The sequence below is a fragment of the Niallia taxi genome (genome assembly GCF_004005475.1).
Classification (GTDB): domain Bacteria; phylum Bacillota; class Bacilli; order Bacillales; family Cytobacillaceae; genus Niallia; species Niallia taxi.
The window spans coordinates 35,059-54,411 of the sequence record NZ_RZTZ01000002.1 but is presented as its reverse complement, the minus strand read 5'-3'; the positions used below and the strand labels follow the sequence as shown (position 1 = coordinate 54,411).

Here is a 19,353-nt window from a genome sequence, read left to right as displayed (position 1 = left end):
AATCCCTCCGCTGCTGCGGGAGGGATTGTTTTGTTTGTATGCAGTTTATGCTAATTGGTTGCATTCCCGTTCAATTGCGTCCTGGAATAGCTGCTGCAGCTTTCTTGCTACAGGACCAATTTCTCCGCTTCCAACTGGCACATTGTTAATGGAAATGATCGGCATTACTTCTGCCGTTGTGCTTGATAAAAATACCTCATCAGCATCTATTAGGTCTTCAATTGTAAATGCTGCTTCTACCACCTCTATGTCATTTCCCTGACATAGCTCAATTATCTTCTGTCTTGTAATACCATTTAAGATAAACTGATTAGCCTCATGTGTTTTTACGGCATTATCTTTAATAATCCAAATATTAGAAGAGCTGCCCTCCGTTACAGTCAAGTCCCGATATTGAATGCTTTCATAGCAGTCAGCTTCTGTCGCTTTTTGCTTTGCAATCACATTTCCAAGCAGGTTCAAGCTTTTGATATCACATCTTGACCAGCGAATATCCTCAACAGTTATAGCTGTAACGCCATTATCAAGCTGCTCAGTTGGCCTTGCTACTTCTTTCGTATAGGCAATATACGTTGGAGGAGTATCCTCTGCAGGAAATGCATGGTTCCTCGAATTTACGCCTCTTGTGACCTGCATATAAACTATACCAGTTTCCAGATTATTCTTTTCAATAAGCTGCTCAAGCAGACCTTTAAACTCTTCAACAGAATAACCAATTTGTATGCTTAATTTGTCTCCACTGCCAAGCAGACGTTCAAGATGCTCATTTGCAGTAAACAGCTGTCCATTATATACCCTTATTACTTCATATATGCCGTCACCGAACTGGTAGCCTCTATCTTCAATATCTACCTTTGCTTCAGATCTGTCTATAAACGCTCCATTCATCCATACAATACTCATTTTCTCTCCCCCTTATATATTGTTCTAATTTTTATTTAGCAAGCTCATAAATTGCTTGGGCATAAATCGCAATAGCCTTCAGCAAGTCCTCAATATACATATACTCATCCTTTTTATGAGCAATATCCTCTCTTCCTGGGAACAGTGGTCCGAATGCAACGCCATTTTCAAGTGACCTTGCATATGTTCCTCCCCCAATAGAAATTAACTTAGCTTCCTCACCAGTCTGTTCAAGATACACTTTACTCAATGTTTTAATCAGTTCAGAGTTCTTATCAACATGATGTGGCTTCGAATTAGTAAAATGATCGATGGAAAAGCCTTTTTCGGCAAGCAGTTCATCTAAAACAGCTTTTGTTTCCTCGATTTTATTTGTTACAGGATAGCGGCATGTTAAACCTAATTTCCCGCCGTTTTGCTGATCATAATGAAGAATGCCAACATTTAATGTCAAATCTCCAGTTATATCATCATTATAAGCTATCCCCAGCTTATGTCCTCTCGAATCATCCTCAAAATAGCTCTTCACAAATTGGAAGTAAGCTGCTGCAGTTTCATCAAGGTCTAATTCAGCTAAAAAGGAAGCAAGCTTCAATCCTGCATTAACACCATTTTTCGGCTCTAATCCATGTGCAGACACTCCCTCCATTTCCAGAACGAGATTACCTGCGTCAACTATGTATCGGCCTTTTGCCTTTTCCTTGCTTAAATACTCTTGGAAACGTTGAATCACTTCTGTTTGGTCAACACCGACATGAAGCCTTGCTTCGGCAAAATCCGGGACCATATTGTATCTTCTGCCAGAAGAGAACGCAACCATTTCCACCTTACCTGATTTGCCTTGCTCTTTTTTGTCCAGTGATTGGACTATATCAAAATCTGAAATGCCCTTCTCGGCATAAATAATGGGAAAGTCTGCATCTGGAGCAAAGCCCATTGTAGGCATTTTTTCTTCTTCAAAATAAGTTGTTACACATCGCCAATCACTTTCTTCATCCGTGCCAATAATCATTCTGACTTCCTTCGTAATCGGCAGATCAAGTTCTTTTATTATTTTCATTGCATAGTAAGCAGCCATTGTTGGACCCTTATCATCCAAGGCTCCTCTTGCATATATTTTCCCGTCACGGATCTCCGCACTGTAAGGATCGCTTGTCCAGCCGTCCCCCTCCGGCACGACATCCACATGGCAAAGGATACCGATGCTTTCATCTCCTGAGCCAAATGTAACATGACCGGCTACGTTCTTGACATTCTTCTCTGCAAATCCGTCTTTTTTGCCAAGCTCCAGCATATACGTCAAAGCTTCCTTAACCCCTTTACCGAACGGAGCATCCTTTGTAGCATTTTCTTCATCCAATACACTTTTTATTTGCAGCAATCCTTGTAAGTCATGAATGAAGTCCTCTTTACGAATATGCACTTCTTTTAACCAATCTAATGCTTTCACTAACCCTTGCCTCCTTAACATATTGAACCAATATGCTTTTGCTCGTTATAAGGATGGATTTCTTATTGCTTTTGAAATTACATCCTATTGTATCAAGTTGCATAAAAATATTTTACCATAATCTCTCTACTTCTTATCAATAAAAGACAAGTACTAGTTAAAGAAATGCTGGTCCCTTCTTATTTTGTACATTTCCATCTCTTTTCCACACAATCAGGAAAAAATTTTATGATTTAAGAATCTTCCTGTAAAATAGGAAAAAAGCAAGGAAAGGAATGAGGACATGGGATATATCGAGGAATTGCGGCAAAAGGTTGGCAAAATGCCACTTATACTCGTTGGAGCGGTTGTCATCATTGCTGACAACAACAACAAGGTCCTTTTGCAGGAAAGAACCCATCCACATAAAGTATGGGGACTCCCTGGCGGTCTGATGGAATTGGCAGAAAGCACGGTGGAGACGGCAAAACGCGAGGTTTTTGAAGAGACAGGCTTAAGCGTTGAAGAGCTCGAGCTGTTAAACATTTATTCTGGCCAAGAATTCTACACGGTTGCAGCAAACGGTGATCCGTTTTATTCGGTTACAGCCGCCTATTATACAAAGCAGTATAGTGGGCAAATCCAAGTAAACAAGGATGAGGGCTTTACACTTGCGTTCTTTAGCAAGGACAATCTTCCTGAGAAAATGGTCGGCAGCCACAGGAAATTTTTGCAGGACTATTTCGCATTATCTGAGAATAAAACATAAGCGGCTGGATAATCCAGCCGCTTACCTTTTATTGATATAGATAACTTTCTAGCAGACTAATTGTTTCTTCATCTCCATAACTCTCTGCATAGTCAAAAGCTGTGTAGCCATATGCGTCCTGTAATGTAACATCGGCTCCGTTAAACAGTAAAAGTTTTAAAAGTTCAGGATTTGATCCTCCATCAATAGCAGACATAAGTGGTGTATATCCTTCATCATCCTGTGAATTCGGGTCTGCCCCGCTTTCAAGTAAGGTACTGACTGTCTCTATATCATTATTGTATGCTGCTTCATGAAGCTCTGTATATCCTCCATAATAAAGATCATCAGCATCTCCATATCCCGCTGGCAGTTCTGATTCTAGATACGGAATAATGTTTGATTTCTCAATAAAAGCTGTAATTCCGGCAATAACAGCGATAATTAATCCAATGGAAACAAGGCAAGCCGCTGCAAATAAACCAATACCTATCCATAGCCCCTTCTTGGATTCCTTCAAGGGCTGTACACCCTCCGCATTGTAAAAAGACTCAATTGCATAAATCCTTTTTGGCAAATGAGGATGTGTCGATAGCTTTTCATTAAACCATACAAAGAAGCCGCTTTCCTTCTCAAGTTGCTCCATATATGCTTCTTTATTAACTTTTCTATAAAGTGTCGTGCCAATCCCGAGCATTGTGAGTGCATTTTTTGCTGCATCAAAGGATTGTACATAATAGGCTGCTGTTCTGTCGCAAGTGTATTCACATGCTCGCATATACGCATTTCCCAGGAAAGGAATATACAGTGCCGGCAATAGGAAAAATCCAAAATGGACATGTTTTCGTTTTAAATGAGTAAACTCATGTGCCAGGATGAACATTACTTCCTTTTCTGCTTCTTTATCAACCATTTCAAAAATACTGGAATATAACACGACCATGTTCCTGCGTACATACTTAGTCGCAAATGCATTAAGCATCCCTTCTGATTCCAATATGTAAATATCCGGGAGCTTGCTTAAGCCAAGGTCCTTGGCAATGCCAATCGCCTGTGCATATAGCTCTGGAAATTGTTTTTCGCTTAGTTTAACGCCATTTCTTCTAATACCTCCCATGGAAAGTGCATGAAGAAACAGCATGATTGCTGTAAATACCGCAAAAAGAATAATGCCAATAACCGAAAAAAGCAACAAGATTAACGTTCCAACGCTGACCAGCAATACGAGTACAAAATAAATATTCTCTCTTGGATGGACAAGCTGTTCTTTTCTTATGTTATCCAAATGACTAATCCTCCATCATGTTTATTTACTAGATTATAATGGTAATAAAAGTACAAATAAACAATTTTATTCCTTTTCAATAAAATTATTATCATAAAATTATCAGTTTGTACCATATGATAAACTAAGCAAGTTAATCAGGAGGTGGTATATTTATACATTAATAATCAAATATTTTGTAAATTTAATTAAATAATGTAGAATTAAAAAGTAAATAGGGATACAATATTTATATGAGTTCATTATTGTTCACTATTAGCCATTTGAAAAGGAGTTGTCTGTAAAAAAGAAAATTACATACGCTTGAAGAACAAATCTTCAAATAAGCTGTCGGTCGTAGGAATTTGCCAAAGGTTTGAAAAAAGGATAGGGAGTGGTTTATTGAAACCTTCAACTAACCGGATGTTAAACCGTATCAAATCCGTCTACATGTTTATTAGTAAGCGTGGAACAGTAACAACACAAGAGCTAGTGGAGGAATTTGGTATTACTCCTCGAACGATTCAAAGGGATTTGAATGTGTTAGCTTATAACGACTTGGTTAAAAGCCCTAGTCGTGGAAAATGGACAACAACCAGAAAAAAAGTGAAAATGACTTCTTAAGCTTCAAACAAGCAGATTAATTATTGAGAAATATACTAATCTAAAATCGTGTATTCATAAAAAAACGCCAAAACAAGTGTTTGGCGTTTTTTTATGTTGCAGCTGCTATTCATTTACTTCATATTGTAGAAGCATGTCTATTTCTTCTGTTGTAAGCTCCCTGTACTCTCCTAATTCCAATGTTTCGTCGAGTTCCAGTGGTCCCATGGACATACGTTTTAAGTACATGACTTTTTTGCCGACACTCTCAAACATCCTTTTTACTTGATGGAATTTGCCTTCTGAAATAGTCAGCTCAATATCTGACGTTTCTCCAGACTTCAAGATGACAAGATCACCTGGCTTTGTTACATAGCCATCATCAAGCATTACTCCCTTTTTAAAGGACTCGATATCTTCTTCTGTTACGACCCCTTTAATGACAGCAAAATACGTTTTCGGCACATGCTTTTTCGGTGAAAGCAGACGGTGGGACAGCTTTCCGTCATTTGTCAGCAGCAATAGTCCCTCCGTATCCTTATCCAGCCTTCCAACAGGAAATGGATTAAAGACAGCATCCTCAATCTCAAGCAGATCAACGACTGTCTCCTCTCGCGTATCCTCTGTGGCTGAAATGACACCTGGCGGCTTGTTCATCATTAAATAAATGAACTCCTTGTATTCCACCACGTCTCCATGTAATGTAATAACATCATTTTCTGGATCAACCTGCTGCTTCGCATCCTTGATAACCTCATCATTGACCTTAACAGCCTTGCTTTTCAACAGTGACTTTACGTCTTTTCTACTGCCAAATCCTAAATTGGCAAGCAGTTTATCAATTCTCATTTTTTTCATTCTTCTTGCCATCCGTTTCTTTAATCTTTTACCTTATATTAAAATGGCAGCCTCAGCTTCCTTTTGATAGATGCTGCCCGTTCTCCTAATAATAGGTACACAAGCTTGGAGCGATATGCTAAATAGATATAAAGCAAACCGCCGGCTAACCCAACAATTCCGACCATAAGCAGGGATGAAATAACTGATTCTGGCTTTAAAAACAAACCAAGCAGTTTATACACTATTTCTGCCCCAACATACATTAGAAACGTGAAGCCGATTATAAGCACACTTCTTCGCAGCACGAGCCTAAACGGATATTGTGCAAATACCTTAATAACAAAGATATTAATGATGATAGCAGCACTGTAACCTAATGCTGTTGCCAATATAGCTCCATTCGCTTCCCATCTTTCAATTAGCGGCATGTTTAAGCTCAGCTTGACTAATAATCCCACTAAAAGACTTAAAACAGTAAATCGCTGCTCGTTTATCCCTTGAAGAATCGCAGCAGTAACGGCATACAGAGAGAAAAGAATCGCAACTGGTGCATATAACCGCAGTACCTCTGTTCCTAAAGCCAAATCTGTTGTCCCGTAAAACAGACGGTAAACCGGCTCAGCCAACACCGATAATCCTATTGTTGCCGGCAATGTAATAAATAATAATATTTGAAATGCCTGATTTAAATTATGATTAACAGACTTTTGATCTCCACTAACAAATGCTCTTGTTATCATCGGTACGAGTGTCATCGAAAAAGCTGTTGCCAACGACACAGGTATGATGACAATTTTATGTGTCTGATAATTAAATGCATTTAATTGTGTTTCTGAAACAGCACTTAACCCGACAACAGCCATAGCACGGTTAAAGGTTATCGTATCGATAAATTGAAAGAGCGGATTCGCTATTCCGACGAAAACGAATGGTGCTGCCGAAATGAGTATCTCTTTGTACATGGAACCTAATGATATATCTGTAATTTGTTGTTTATCTTCGTCAAGCATAGAGTTAAAATGTTTTTTTCTTTTAACCCAATAATAGATAAGAACGGCAAGACCGCCTATCGCACCGACAAATGCAGCAAATGTCGATATGCTAACTGCAGTAACAATATCGCCTTTGAAAATGTACAAAACGGCAGCTGCTCCAGCAAGCATGAAAATAATCCGCACAATCTGCTCTACAACCTGAGATACAGCAGACGGCCCCATAGATTCATGTCCTTGAAAGAAGCCGCGAATCAAGCTCATGACAGGAACGACGATAACAGCAAAACTAACTGCCCTAATAACAGTCGTAACATCCTTGACACTCGAGTCTAAATCATCCTCAGGAATATTAATTTCTGCAAGAAATGGTGCAAGGAAATACATGGCAAGGAAGCAGACAACCCCCGTACAGGTCATGACAAGCAAACCTGACTTAAAAAGCCGCCTGCTAACCCCATACTCTCCCATGGCGTTATATTTGGATATAAATTTGCTGACAGCAAGAGGTATCCCTGCTGTTGCAATACTGATGACAATCGTATAAGCTACATATGAATATTGATAAAGGATAGTTCCTTCTTTTCCGACAATCATATTAAACGGGATAACATAGAACAATCCCAGTGCTTTTGATATCATAGTTCCGAGTGTTAGAATAAACGTACCTCTCAACAATTTTGACGACATATAATCCCTTCCTTAAACGAAGCTGCAATGTAACATAACAAATTATTTTAACACGAAATGAATGAAGATACTAAGTGTAATACTGAGCAATTTTTTTAAAACACTATTAGTAGTTTACCTTTTCTTGGCTAGAAACGCTACTTTAGCTTGCAAATAAAGAAAATAGACTATCTAACAAGCTCTATTATAGGAAAAAAGAAAGTAGGTTCACTAATGCAATATGATGTAATAGTAATAGGGGGCGGACCGTCTGGATTAATGGCAGCAATCGGTGCTGCCGATTCTCATGCGAAAGTCCTGTTAATTGATAAAGGAGAAAAGCTAGGACGTAAGCTTGCTATTTCTGGTGGCGGCAGATGCAATGTTACAAATCGCCTGCCAGTCGAGGAAATAATTAAGCATATACCAGGAAACGGCCGGTTCCTGTACAGCGGTTTTTCTATTTTTAATAATGAAGATATTATTGCGTTTTTTGAGAATTTAGGAATTGCCTTAAAGGAAGAGGATCATGGCAGAATGTTCCCAGTTTCTAATAAGGCACAGTCCGTTGTGGATGCCTTATTACAGGAGCTTGGCAGGCTGAAGGTCGAAATTCGTACAAATACTCCTGTTAAGAATGTTGTATATAATCAAGACGGCACGAAAACGATTCAACTGCAAAATGGCAAAGAGGCAGTGTGCAAATCACTTATCATTGCTGTTGGCGGTAAATCTGTTCCCCATACTGGTTCAACTGGTGATGGCTATGCTTGGGCACAAAGTGCTGGGCACACCATTACTGAGCTGTTTCCAACAGAGGTTCCTGTCACTTCCAGCGAAAAATTCATTAAAGACAAAACCTTACAAGGCTTGTCTTTAAGAGCCGTTGCTCTTAGTGTATTGAACCAAAAAGGAAAACCGATTATCACACATAAGATGGACATGATCTTCACTCACTTAGGAATCAGCGGTCCTGCTGTTTTACGCTGTAGCCAGTTTGTCGTGAAGGAGCTGAAGAAAACGAAATTAGCGGAGGTGCCTGTTTCAATTGATTCATTCCCTGATAAAAAGGAAGAACCACTGTTTCAGGAAATTAGCAAACTCGTTAAGGACGAGCCAAAAAAAGCAGTTAAAAATATCTTAAAAGGCTTTCTAACAGAACGCTATCTACTATTTTTGCTTGAGCTGGCAGATATTGACCCTTCTGCACAAGGAGCGACAATTTCGCAGGATAAGCTGAAAAAATTCGCAGCTCTATGTAAAGGTTTTACTTTTAATGTAAACGGAACATTACCTTTGGAGAAAGCATTTGTTACTGGCGGTGGTGTCTCAATCAAGGAAATCTCACCGAAAACAATGGAATCAAAGCTAATGCCTGGACTCTTCTTCTGTGGGGAAATATTGGACATCCATGGATATACAGGAGGGTATAACATTACAAGTGCGTTTGTGACAGGAAGACTTGCTGGTGTTAATGCCGCATTAGAAGCCAAGAATACGTATTACTAAAAAAAAGCTGAACGACTATACAAAAGGTCGTTCAGCTTTTATAAATAATCATGGAGGAGAAGCAATATATTTGTTCCTCATCGTCCTCTTGTAATGCAGCAATATTATACTTTATATCCACAAGCTTCTTTTCATCTATTTTTTCCAAAAACTTATTCATTTCCATTTCCAAGTCTTTTTCATGCTCTTGGTCAAATAATTTCACTTTAATCATCTAGACAACTCTCCTTATATGACAGAATATTCTATTAAAAGAGTAGCCATTTTCACAGTATTTTAGACATTTTAAAGGAGAAAGAAAAAAAACAGGTGGACAAAACATCACCAATCTAACCACGAAATGATTCCAACTAACTTTGAAACAATGGTGCATGGAATTATCTAATAGAGTAGCCTTGAAATTAGTTCATTTCATAACGCACGCATCTTCGCCTGCGGGGTTATTTCCCTAAGTAGTTGAGTGCCTCTGCTCCATTCCATAAGATTTTTTAGTATCGTTTTAAAACGATACTAAAAAAACCAAACTATTAATCCGTAACGATTAAGTAGTTCGGTTTTGAATTAGACTTAACACTTATGTCTCAGACTCCATTAATTACACTGTTTTGCCGTTCCAGTTAAGCATTCCACCAACCATATTAACAACTTTAAAGCCTTTGTCTTCAAGGAAATAGCAAACATTCTCACTTCTTTTTCCAGAGCGGCATATAAAAATATATTCTTTATCCTGTGAGAAATAGTCTAGGTTTTCAGGAATATCATTCATGCGAATATGTTTAGCGCCTGGAATCATTCCTTCTGCTACTTCTTCATCCTCACGGACATCAACAAGCTCCAGCTTTTCCCCTTTGTTTAGCTTGTCTTCTAATTCTGCTGTTGTAATTATCTTAATATCTTCCACTTATTGTTTCCTCCATTCAACCGTTACTTATCTTGTTAACTCTACTCATTGTAATATAGAACAATTAAAAAAAAGATGCAAATCACTTGCCCAATATTTTTATGGACAAAAAAAAGTCCAGCCGTATTATTTGGCTGAACTTTTTTTTATTAATTCGCTACGATATTAACCAATTTTCCAGGTACAGCAATGATCTTTCTAACTGTTTTCCCGTCAATTTGCTCTTTCACTTGACTGTCCTCCATTGCGATCTGCTCAAGTGCATCTTTATTCGCATCTGCTGGAACCATCAATTTTGTTTTTACTTTACCGTTGATTTGGATAACGATTTCGATTTCATCGTCTACCATTTTTGCCTCATCATATGCAGGCCATGCTTCATATGCGATTGTGCCTGCAGAGCTACCAAGCTTTTCCCAAAGCTCTTCTGCAATATGTGGGCAAATTGGAGAAAGAAGCTTCACAAAACCTTCAATATAAGCTTTTGGTAGCACATCTGCTTTATAGCACTCATTAATGAACACCATCATTTGTGAAATTGCTGTATTAAAGCGCAAGCCTTCAAAGTCTTCTGTAACCTTCTTCACCGTTTGGTGGTAGATTTTGTCTAATCCTTTTGCTTCCTCGATATCTTGAACCTTGCCGGAAATTTCTCCATTATCGTCTACAAGCAATCGCCAAATACGATCAAGGAATCTTCTTGAACCATCTAGTCCATTTGTTGACCAAGCGATAGCAGCATCAAGTGGTCCCATGAACATTTCATACAAGCGAAGTGTGTCTGCACCATGGCTTGCCACGATTTCATCTGGATTAACAACATTACCTTTAGATTTACTCATTTTTTCATTGTTTTCACCAAGTATCATTCCTTGGTTAAACAGCTTTTGGAAAGGCTCTTTCGTTGGAACAACACCTAAATCAAACAATACCTTATGCCAGAAGCGTGCATACAATAAATGCAATACTGCGTGCTCAACTCCACCGATATACATATCAACTGGAAGCCATTCTTTTAGCTTTTCAGGGTCTGCAATAGCTTCACTGTTATTCGGATCGATATAACGGATATAATACCAGCTGCTGCCTGCCCATTGCGGCATTGTGTTTGTTTCACGTCTGCCTTTTTTACCTGTTACTGGATCCACAACATTAACCCACTCAGAAATGTTTGCCAATGGTGATTCACCAGTGCCTGATGGTTTAATTTCTGCAGTATCAGGCAATGTCAGCGGCAATTCTTCCACAGGAACACCTGTCATTGTACCATCTTCCCAATGGATAATTGGAATCGGTTCACCCCAGTATCTTTGACGGCTGAATAACCAGTCACGAAGTCTGTAGGTTACTTTCTTTGTACCGATGCCCTTCTCTTCAAGCCACGCAATCATCTTCGTGATTGCTGCTTCTTTTTGCATCCCATCAAGGAATTCAGAGTTAACATGAGCTCCATCACCAGTATAAGCTTCTTCCTGTACATTTCCGCCAGCCACAACTTCCTTAATTGGCAACCCGAAAGTTTTTGCAAACTCGAAGTCTCTCTCATCATGTGCAGGAACTGCCATAATGCTTCCTGTTCCATAGCTGACAAGCACATAGTCCGCAATCCAAATCGGCATTTTTTCGCCATTCACTGGGTTAACAGCATAAGCTCCTGTGAATACACCTGTTTTTTCTTTAGCAAGATCTGTTCTTTCCAAATCGCTCTTACTCTTAATTTTCTCTAAATATGCTTCAACTGCTTCCTTTTGTTCTGCTGTCGTGATTTTGTCAACTAAAGCATGCTCTGGTGCAAGAACAGCATATGTTGCCCCAAACAGTGTATCAGGTCTTGTTGTGAAAACAGTGAATGTTTCTTCGTGATTGTCAATTTGGAACGTCACTTCCGCGCCTTCAGAACGTCCAATCCAGTTTCTCTGCATTTCTTTAATGCTTTCAGGCCAATCCACATCATCTAAATCTTCCAGCAAACGATCAGCGTAAGCAGTAATTTTTAGAATCCATTGTCTCATTGGGCGTCTTTCAACTGGATGTCCGCCCCTTTCACTTTTTCCGTCGATTACTTCTTCATTAGCAAGCACTGTGCCTAATGCAGGACACCAGTTAACTGCCACTTCATCCACATACGCTAAGCCTTTTTCAAAAAGCTGAAGGAAGATCCATTGTGTCCATTTATAATAGTCAGGATCTGTTGTATTAATTTCTCTGTCCCAGTCATAAGAGAAGCCTAATGAATTGATTTGACGTCTGAATGTTTCAATGTTTTTTTCTGTAAACAATGCTGGATGATTACCTGTATCCAATGCATATTGTTCTGCAGGCAAACCGAATGCATCCCATCCCATCGGATGCAGGACATTAAAGTCCTGCATTCTTTTCATACGAGAAAGAATGTCTGTAGCTGTATATCCTTCTGGATGTCCTACATGAAGACCAGCTCCAGATGGATATGGAAACATATCAAGTGCGTAAAACTTCTTTTTCCCTTTATCTTCACTTGTTTTGAATGTTTTATTTTGTTGCCAATACTTTTGCCATTTCTGTTCTATGTTTTGATGACTAAAGCTCATCTTAATTTCCTCCTATTTAATTTCTATTCGCAGGGCTGTTTTCATCAGAAAACAAAAAATCCCCTCATCCCAATAGGGACGAGAGGAATATATGTATATCTCCCGCGGTACCACCCACAATTAGTGAATAAATCACTCGCTTCATTCATCCCTTAACGCGGTGTACGGCAAGCATTACTGTTAGTTCACACTTGCAACTCAAAGGCGAGTTCAAGATTTTTTTTGACTGGCTTGCACCATCCGCCAGCTCTCTTCAACAAAAAATTATCTTTACTATTCCTTTTCCTAGCTGTTGCCCTATATGTTGTTTATTGTATGTTATTTTCTTCATGGATGCAAGCAGTTATTAAGCATGAACTTTCCTGTTAAAAGCAGCATATGCTTACGAAAGAAATATGGTCACACTCGATTTGCTTCAAGCTGTGCTATCCATTTAAGCAATTTTCTGTCTTGTCTTTTTCCAGCAATAATCGAAAGACCAACTGGCACACCATTCACCTCTGCAAGTGGTATGTTAACTTGCGGTAATCCTGTTAACCCTGCAATACAGCAAAGCTGGAATGTTCTGCTTCTGCGTACCTCCAGCTCTTCGACAGGCAGGTTAAGCAATGGGGCCGTACCAGGAGCCGTAGGTAAAATCAACACACCGTCATCTTTAAGCAGTTTTTCCACTTTTTCCGTTATCATACTTCTTTTCTGTAAATATGGAGAAATATCGCTATCTGTCAGTGTACTCGCCCACTTAAAACGCTCTGCAATACCAGGACCAAACGTAGGGTTATATGTCTGAATCCATTCGCCATGCTCCTGCCATATTTCCCTGCCCTGAAGCATACGGAAGGTTTCAGCCCATTCAGCCAAGCCTTCTTCTGCCAAAATGGTTGTGGATTGTTCCATAGAATCCGTATCCCACTTATGCAGTTCTGTTAACAATGCCTCTTTTGCTTCTATGTCTATTAATTTCCAAGCATCCTCTGCCGTAATCATACGTGTGAACGATCCAGTCTCTTCCGCTTCTATTAATACCCTCCCAACCTTCCATAACGTACTGGCATCCCTTGCCATCCAGCCGACAGTATCAAAGCTTTTCGAAAGTGGAATAACATCATCTATCTGGACAATATCATGTGTTGGTCTTATGCCATAAATTCCACAATAGGAAGAGGGAATTCGAACAGACCCACCTGTGTCTGTTCCAATCGCAAAATCTGCTAGCCCTGCTGCAACAGCAACTGCTGATCCACAGGAGGAACCTCCAGGTATTCGCTTAGGATCCTTTGGATTAACAGGTGTCCCGTAATGAAAGTTTTCTCCATTTAAGCTGTACATAAGTTCATCTGTTATTGTCGTTCCTTCTAGTCTTGCACCTGCATGAAGCAAGCTAGTAAGCGCTGGTGCTGTTTCTTTTGCCGCATGATGCGTTTTTAGCCAATCTGGATTACCTGCTGTAGACCTGTGACCTTGAATGGCAAAAACATCCTTTACTGCGAAGCTAAGACCAGATAATTCCCCTGTATTCACTGGCTCAAGCACAACCTGTTTATCTGCGTATGCTCCAAAATCTTTCTCCAAACTCCTCACCCTTCCGTTAATTAAAGCTGTAATTGTTTGACGATATAATCCTTAATTGCCCACTTTTGATTTCTATAATGGATATTGCTTAAACAAGCATTTGTTAAATACGTATTTTCTCCATGTCTTATTAAACAAATATCAGTCATTTCTTCTATCAACACAAGATGTTATTTCTACTGTAGTTGAAGAAGTGTGATTTTTCAATAAATTCAATTAATAAATATTATATCTTCTGCTCGTAAGCGCTTTAATTTACAGAAAATAATCAATTTTCCGCCTTCATAATGTTGAAGCTATTTCTATTGCAGGACAACACAATCCGAATTAAACTTATTTCTGGTAGCAAATCAACTTAAAAAAGGAGCACCAATATGCCTAGAGCACTCTGGCTTTTAGTAATTGGAATGGCAGTCAATGTAACTGGCTCTTCCTTGCTTTGGCCTTTAAACAGTATATATATTCATGACCACCTTGGAAAATCGCTTACCGTTGCCGGTTTTATCTTAATGCTTAATTCTGGCGCAAGTGTAATCGGAAATTTAATAGGTGGTGCGCTTTATGATAAATTAGGAGGCTATCTTTCGATACTCCTTGGAATTTCCTTAACAGCTCTTGCCTTGTTAGGCTTGACCATTTGGAATGCCTGGGGAGCTTACTGCTTCTTCTTTACATTGTCTGGCTTTGGATCTGGAATTATTTACCCCAGCATGTATGCTATGGCTGGAAATGTTTGGCCAGAAGGTGGCAGAAAAGCATTCAACAGCATTTATGTTGCCCAAAACGCCGGTGTGGCATTAGGTTCAGCAATCGGTGGGGTTATCGCATCCTATTCATTTACTTGGATATTTATTTCGAACACATTTATGTATGTGGTATTTTTCTTTATTGCTTTAGTTAGCTATAAAAATATTCAAGTTCAGCCAAGTATGCCAAATACTGCTGAGAACAGAATGAAACAAAAAGGCTTGCAACGAAACACTAAACTTTATGCACTTGCCATACTTGGGTTCGGCTATTTGCTTTGCTGGATTTGTTATGTTCAATGGCAGGCCACTATTTCAACACATACGCAAGAGCTGAATATCCCGCTGGCACAATACAGTCTGCTTTGGGCAGTAAACGGTGGACTCATCGTGTTTGGTCAGCCGCTTATCAGCCTGTTTACGAAGAAAATATGCTCTTCCGTTAAAATGCAGATGCTGATTGGCATGGTCATTTTCATCGTTTCCTTCCTTATTGTTGGGCAAGCAGAAATGTTCGCTGGTTTCCTTGCAGCAATGATCATCCTGACAATCGGAGAAATGCTTGTATGGCCAGCAGTGCCAACAATTGCCGATAAACTGGCTCCAAAGGGCAAGGAAGGTTTCTTCCAGGGCATCATCAACAGTACGGCAACAGGCGGCAGAATGATAGGTCCATTATTAGGAGGCTATCTTGTCGATGTAAATGGAATAGGATTACTTGTGCCAGTATTAGTATTTTTACTGCTGCTTGGCATGATTGCTTCGTATTTCTATGATGTTCCATTAAAAGCCGGCAAAGTGAAAGTGGCAAAATCATAAAAAAACAGGGCGAACCGGGGTACAATCCCGATTCGCCCTATTTTTTGTAACTGTACATCCTTAAGGAAGATGGAGCGCCATTTGGTTCTGCTTATCCTGAATAAGAAGTCTCATTCTGTAAAGCTGATCCCTTTGCTGAGCATTAGCACTATGGTCCATCGTTTCCAAATCATTAAATACATTTTCTAGCTGATATTGTGCATCTGTATATTCTTCAATATTATAATGCTGTTGCATCTGAGAAATTTTATACTGCTCCTCTGCAAAGCCAATTGCAGCATTACATCTTTCCAAAAGCTCATCTATAGAATCACGAGTTGCCAAATTTATAGCCCTCCCAACAAGTCCTGCTATTTTGAAGCAATTTGCTTCCTAGATATTATCTGTAGCGGTTAGGCTTCTTATGACTTCCTTTTCTTTACTGAATAATTGTTTTAAAAAACTACCATTGAATTTTGTTTGGATAAGAAGAGGATACATGTTAAAATTTTGGTTATGCGTGTGGAGTATTGCATGAGAGGGAGGTTAAACGTTTGAATCAGCAAAACCCATTTGCCTATGCAGCTGATAATAAAAGGTATCATACATGGAATTATCATTTGCGTGGCGAGTTCGGACATAAAGTATTTAAAATTGCCTTGGATGGCGGCTTTGATTGCCCTAACAGGGATGGCACAGTGGCACATGGAGGCTGCACCTTCTGCAGTGCTGCAGGCAGCGGTGACTTTGCCGGCAATCGTGTCGATTCATTAGAAAAGCAATTTCATGAAATAAAGGATAAAATGCATGAAAAATGGAAAGATGGCAAATATATGGCTTATTTCCAAGCATATACGAATACACATGCACCTGTTGATGTATTAAGAGAAAAATACGAGACTGTTTTGAAGCAGGATAATGTTGTTGGGCTTTCCATCGCGACACGTCCAGACTGTCTTCCTGACGATGTTGTTGAATATTTGGCAGAATTGAATGAGCGCACATACCTTTGGGTGGAGCTTGGCTTGCAGACAGTTCATGAAAAAACGGCTAATATAATTAACAGGGCACATGACTACCAAACATATGTAGACGGTGTTAACAAGCTGAGAAAACATAATATTCGCGTTTGCACACATATCATCAATGGGCTTCCCCTTGAAACAAATGAAATGATGATGGAAACGGCAAAAGAAGTGAGCAAATTAGATGTCCAAGGAATTAAAATTCATTTGCTGCATTTACTAAAAGGCACACCAATGGTTAAACAATATGAAAAAGGACTGCTTCAATTTCTTTCCTTTGATGAATATATTCAACTTGTTTGTGACCAATTAGAAATATTACCGCCTGAAATGATTATCCACCGCATTACTGGCGATGGACCGATTGATTTGATGGTTGGACCAATGTGGAGTGTTAACAAATGGGAAGTACTAAACAGCATTGATGCAGAATTGAAAAGACGAAACAGCTGGCAAGGAAAGTTTTATCAGCCGTCTGACAAGGTGCTTGTATGAAATTAGAACGTATATTACCATTCGCAAGGACTTTACTGGACAGGTCTGTTGCAATAGGTGACATTGCCATTGATGCAACAATGGGAAACGGACATGACACTGTCTATCTTGCAAACCTTGTTGGGAATGAAGGAAAGGTTTACAGTTTTGACATTCAAGACGAAGCAATGCTTGCTACAAAAAAGCGACTTGCAGAGCAGTCTCTTTCCGACAGAGTCATCCTTACGAAGATAGGCCATGAGCATGTTGGAAGCATCATCCCTAAAGACCTTCACGGCCACGTCAAGGGAGCTATTTTCAATTTAGGCTATTTACCTGGCGGAGATAAAACAATAGTTACAAATGCAGCCACAACAATTTCTGCAGTGGAACAAATCTTTGAAATGCTTGCACCAGAAGGAATAATTATCCTCGTTATTTATCACGGACATGCGGAAGGTGCAGCAGAAAAAGATGAGCTGCTGCAATTTGTGGAGAATTTCAACCAGGAAAAGGCACATGTTCTTCAATACCAGTTTATTAACCAGAAAAACAATCCACCATTTGTTATAGCTTTAGAGAAACGATAAGCGAAAAAAGGCAGGATATCAGCAAAAAGCTGATATCCTGCCTTTTTATTTCTCTTCATTCAAGGATGGATGTAGCAGACAATACATATAGCAATCATAAACATGCTGATTTTGAACCATATATTTTGCTAATATGCCTTCTTTATGGAAACCGGACCTTTCCAGCAATTTTTGGGAGGACTTATTTTCTGGGTAACAAATTGCAGAGATACGGTTTAATTTCAGCTCAGAAAAACCAAAGGAAATAACCTCAGAAACTGCTTCTTGCCCATAGCCCTTTTTCCAAAAATCCGGATGAAGCTCATACCCAATCTCTGCCCGTCTATGTTTTTGGTGCCATGCATGAAACCCGATTGTTCCAACAAATGCACCACTGTTTTTTTCTTGTATTCCCCAACGAATGCCTCTTTGCATGCTGTAATTCATATTAAAAATCGCAAGCAAGGATCGGGCTTCCTCATATGCCTTGAAAGGCTCCTGTCCATAATGCACCGTAACATCCTCACGGCTTAAAATCGAATAGATTGCTTTAATATCTTTTTCTTCTATCTCTCTTAATAGCAATCGCTCTGTTTCAAGTACAGGAAACATCTGCCACTCTCCTTGATGATGTCATTATTTTGACATTGTTCGTGCAATTCCTGCTGGCATCATTTTTTGAAACTTGCGGTAGGCACGTCCATTAATATAGAAGAAATAGCCTACTGGTCCAGAGGTTTTAATGATTTCCCGTGCCAGTTTGCGAATGTTCTGCTGTTTATATACTTTTTCATCTGATAAGTATACGCCTAGCAGTCCTCTGTTTATGAGCTTATGAAATCTTTGGTGAGGCAGATTCTTCGTATGCTTGTCAGCTTCGACCACAAAATGCTTCAAGCGACTGAAAAGCTCTGTTTCATCCTTGTAATAGAAGCAGAAATTTAAATCGCCGCCTTGCCTGTCTTCTTCCTGATCGATAAAATAATCCAACAGGATATGAAGTCCTTGTATATATGGAAAATAACCATCACGGATATTAGAGGAATAAGAAGGCTCGAAATCCTTTCTAAGGGCATATGAAACTAAACAAAAAATACCTAGCGTAGAGCCGGAGCAAGCCGAAAATTCATACCACTCCATTTCAGGGATTGCATGCTTGTTATCATTAAACCATGACTGCAGTCTCGGGATGCGTTCCTCCACAGAAACATGTTTATGTATTTGCAAATCGCAATAATAACGGCAAAGCTCTAGCAAATGGTCTTTAATATGCTCATAATTATCTAATTCAGCTAATGTGTCCCGACAGGTTTTCGCTAAATCATATAAATAGCCGCCATCATCTTGGTCTTCCCTGTATCGATAATAGTTGGATGCTTCTGCTCCTACTGTCAGTGCATGTTCCATCGACTCATGCAATGCAGAGAAATCCTGCGGATCTAACGAAGTGCTTCGATCACAAAGATTGTCAAGATAATCACTGATTGTTTGGTATGCCACGATAAATTTAATGGCTACCTTGTACTCATGCCTTGAAATAAGGGCCATGATGGAGCCGCCTTCACAGTGGAAAGTTTTGTCTTTTATACTGGCCAACGCTTGTTTACGCAGTTCAGGATTCGGAATTTGTGTTGCTCTGTTTGTCCAATAATTCAGTTCTTTGTGTACAACAGGAAAAACCTTCAAGTACACCTTGGACATTAATGTTAATGGCATATTCGGTACAGACATTATTAAAACC

General features: G+C 39.4%; 18 protein-coding genes and 1 other annotated feature. Of the genes, 6 read left to right on the top strand and 12 right to left on the bottom strand.

Features of this window, described 5'->3' with window-relative positions:
- Positions 1-45 precede the first annotated feature (45 nt).
- Together dat and pepV are read right to left on the bottom strand one after the other, a co-directional pair.
- Entirely contained in the window at positions 46-903 is an 858-nt protein-coding gene (dat, locus tag EM808_RS05170) for a D-amino-acid transaminase (protein WP_127736917.1), read from the bottom strand.
- A gap of 31 nt (positions 904-934) precedes the next feature.
- On the bottom strand, positions 935-2,353 hold the full coding sequence (pepV, locus tag EM808_RS05165; RefSeq protein WP_127736914.1) for a dipeptidase PepV: 1,419 nt from the start codon (positions 2,351-2,353) through the stop codon (positions 935-937).
- A 283-nt stretch (positions 2,354-2,636) separates the two neighbouring features.
- On the opposite strand from pepV, the gene EM808_RS05160 reads away from it, so the two are divergent.
- The gene (locus EM808_RS05160; RefSeq protein WP_127736911.1) at positions 2,637-3,101 is read left to right on the top strand and encodes an NUDIX hydrolase; all 465 of its coding nucleotides are present in this window, start codon (positions 2,637-2,639) and stop codon (positions 3,099-3,101) included.
- 28 nt (positions 3,102-3,129) lie between these two features.
- Here EM808_RS05160 and EM808_RS05155 read toward each other — a convergent pair whose 3' ends face one another.
- Complete coding sequence (locus EM808_RS05155) at positions 3,130-4,365, bottom strand: M48 family metallopeptidase (protein WP_127736908.1); 1,236 nt, start codon at positions 4,363-4,365, stop codon at positions 3,130-3,132.
- A gap of 381 nt (positions 4,366-4,746) precedes the next feature.
- Between EM808_RS05155 and EM808_RS05150 the strand changes: the two genes are divergently transcribed.
- Positions 4,747-4,968 carry a DeoR family transcriptional regulator gene (locus tag EM808_RS05150; protein ID WP_127736905.1) on the top strand — a complete coding sequence of 74 codons (222 nt, stop codon included), beginning with the start codon at positions 4,747-4,749 and terminating at the stop codon, positions 4,966-4,968.
- A gap of 105 nt (positions 4,969-5,073) precedes the next feature.
- Here the strand turns inward: EM808_RS05150 and EM808_RS05145 are convergent, their stop codons facing one another.
- Positions 5,074-5,796 carry a pseudouridine synthase gene (locus tag EM808_RS05145; RefSeq protein WP_127737888.1) on the bottom strand — a complete coding sequence of 241 codons (723 nt, stop codon included), beginning with the start codon at positions 5,794-5,796 and terminating at the stop codon, positions 5,074-5,076.
- A 47-nt stretch (positions 5,797-5,843) separates the two neighbouring features.
- Positions 5,844-7,469 (bottom strand): putative polysaccharide biosynthesis protein, encoded by a 1,626-nt coding sequence (locus tag EM808_RS05140; protein ID WP_127736902.1) that lies wholly within the window; start codon positions 7,467-7,469, stop codon positions 5,844-5,846.
- A 213-nt stretch (positions 7,470-7,682) separates the two neighbouring features.
- On the opposite strand from EM808_RS05140, the gene EM808_RS05135 reads away from it, so the two are divergent.
- Positions 7,683-8,957, top strand: coding sequence for a BaiN/RdsA family NAD(P)/FAD-dependent oxidoreductase (locus tag EM808_RS05135; protein WP_127736899.1), 1,275 nt, complete (start codon positions 7,683-7,685; stop codon positions 8,955-8,957).
- A 31-nt stretch (positions 8,958-8,988) separates the two neighbouring features.
- Here the strand turns inward: EM808_RS05135 and EM808_RS05130 are convergent, their stop codons facing one another.
- The 4 genes from EM808_RS05130 to EM808_RS05115 all read right to left on the bottom strand — a co-directional run bounded on the left by EM808_RS05130 (position 8,989) and on the right by EM808_RS05115 (position 14,000).
- Positions 8,989-9,171: a sporulation protein Cse60 gene (locus EM808_RS05130; protein ID WP_127736896.1), complete on the bottom strand. Its 183-nt coding sequence runs from the start codon at positions 9,169-9,171 to the stop codon at positions 8,989-8,991.
- Between the two features lie 381 nt (positions 9,172-9,552).
- On the bottom strand, positions 9,553-9,858 hold the full coding sequence (locus tag EM808_RS05125) for a rhodanese-like domain-containing protein (RefSeq protein ID WP_127736893.1): 306 nt from the start codon (positions 9,856-9,858) through the stop codon (positions 9,553-9,555).
- 149 nt (positions 9,859-10,007) lie between these two features.
- Complete coding sequence (gene leuS, locus EM808_RS05120; protein WP_127736890.1) at positions 10,008-12,428, bottom strand: leucine--tRNA ligase; 2,421 nt, start codon at positions 12,426-12,428, stop codon at positions 10,008-10,010.
- A gap of 71 nt (positions 12,429-12,499) precedes the next feature.
- Positions 12,500-12,724 (bottom strand) — a binding site (T-box leader).
- A 103-nt stretch (positions 12,725-12,827) separates the two neighbouring features.
- Positions 12,828-14,000 carry an amidase gene (locus EM808_RS05115; protein ID WP_127736887.1) on the bottom strand — a complete coding sequence of 391 codons (1,173 nt, stop codon included), beginning with the start codon at positions 13,998-14,000 and terminating at the stop codon, positions 12,828-12,830.
- Between the two features lie 374 nt (positions 14,001-14,374).
- Here EM808_RS05115 and EM808_RS05110 point away from each other — a divergent pair, with 374 nt between their 5' ends.
- On the top strand, positions 14,375-15,565 hold the full coding sequence (locus tag EM808_RS05110) for an MDR family MFS transporter (protein ID WP_127736884.1): 1,191 nt from the start codon (positions 14,375-14,377) through the stop codon (positions 15,563-15,565).
- A 60-nt stretch (positions 15,566-15,625) separates the two neighbouring features.
- Here the strand turns inward: EM808_RS05110 and EM808_RS05105 are convergent, their stop codons facing one another.
- Entirely contained in the window at positions 15,626-15,889 is a 264-nt protein-coding gene (locus tag EM808_RS05105) for a YtzC family protein (protein ID WP_127736881.1), read from the bottom strand.
- 209 nt (positions 15,890-16,098) lie between these two features.
- On the opposite strand from EM808_RS05105, the gene mnmL reads away from it, so the two are divergent.
- Complete coding sequence (mnmL, locus tag EM808_RS05100) at positions 16,099-17,064, top strand: tRNA modification radical SAM protein MnmL/YtqA (protein WP_127736878.1); 966 nt, start codon at positions 16,099-16,101, stop codon at positions 17,062-17,064.
- On the top strand, positions 17,061-17,633 hold the full coding sequence (gene mnmM, locus EM808_RS05095) for a tRNA 5-(aminomethyl)-2-thiouridylate-methyltransferase MnmM (protein WP_127736875.1): 573 nt from the start codon (positions 17,061-17,063) through the stop codon (positions 17,631-17,633). Before mnmL ends, mnmM begins: the two co-directional genes overlap by 4 nt.
- A gap of 45 nt (positions 17,634-17,678) precedes the next feature.
- Here the strand turns inward: mnmM and EM808_RS05090 are convergent, their stop codons facing one another.
- Positions 17,679-18,224, bottom strand: coding sequence for a GNAT family N-acetyltransferase (locus EM808_RS05090; protein ID WP_127736872.1), 546 nt, complete (start codon positions 18,222-18,224; stop codon positions 17,679-17,681).
- A gap of 24 nt (positions 18,225-18,248) precedes the next feature.
- Positions 18,249-19,343: a tetraprenyl-beta-curcumene synthase family protein gene (locus EM808_RS05085; RefSeq protein ID WP_127736869.1), complete on the bottom strand. Its 1,095-nt coding sequence runs from the start codon at positions 19,341-19,343 to the stop codon at positions 18,249-18,251.
- Positions 19,344-19,353: the final 10 nt, after the last annotated feature.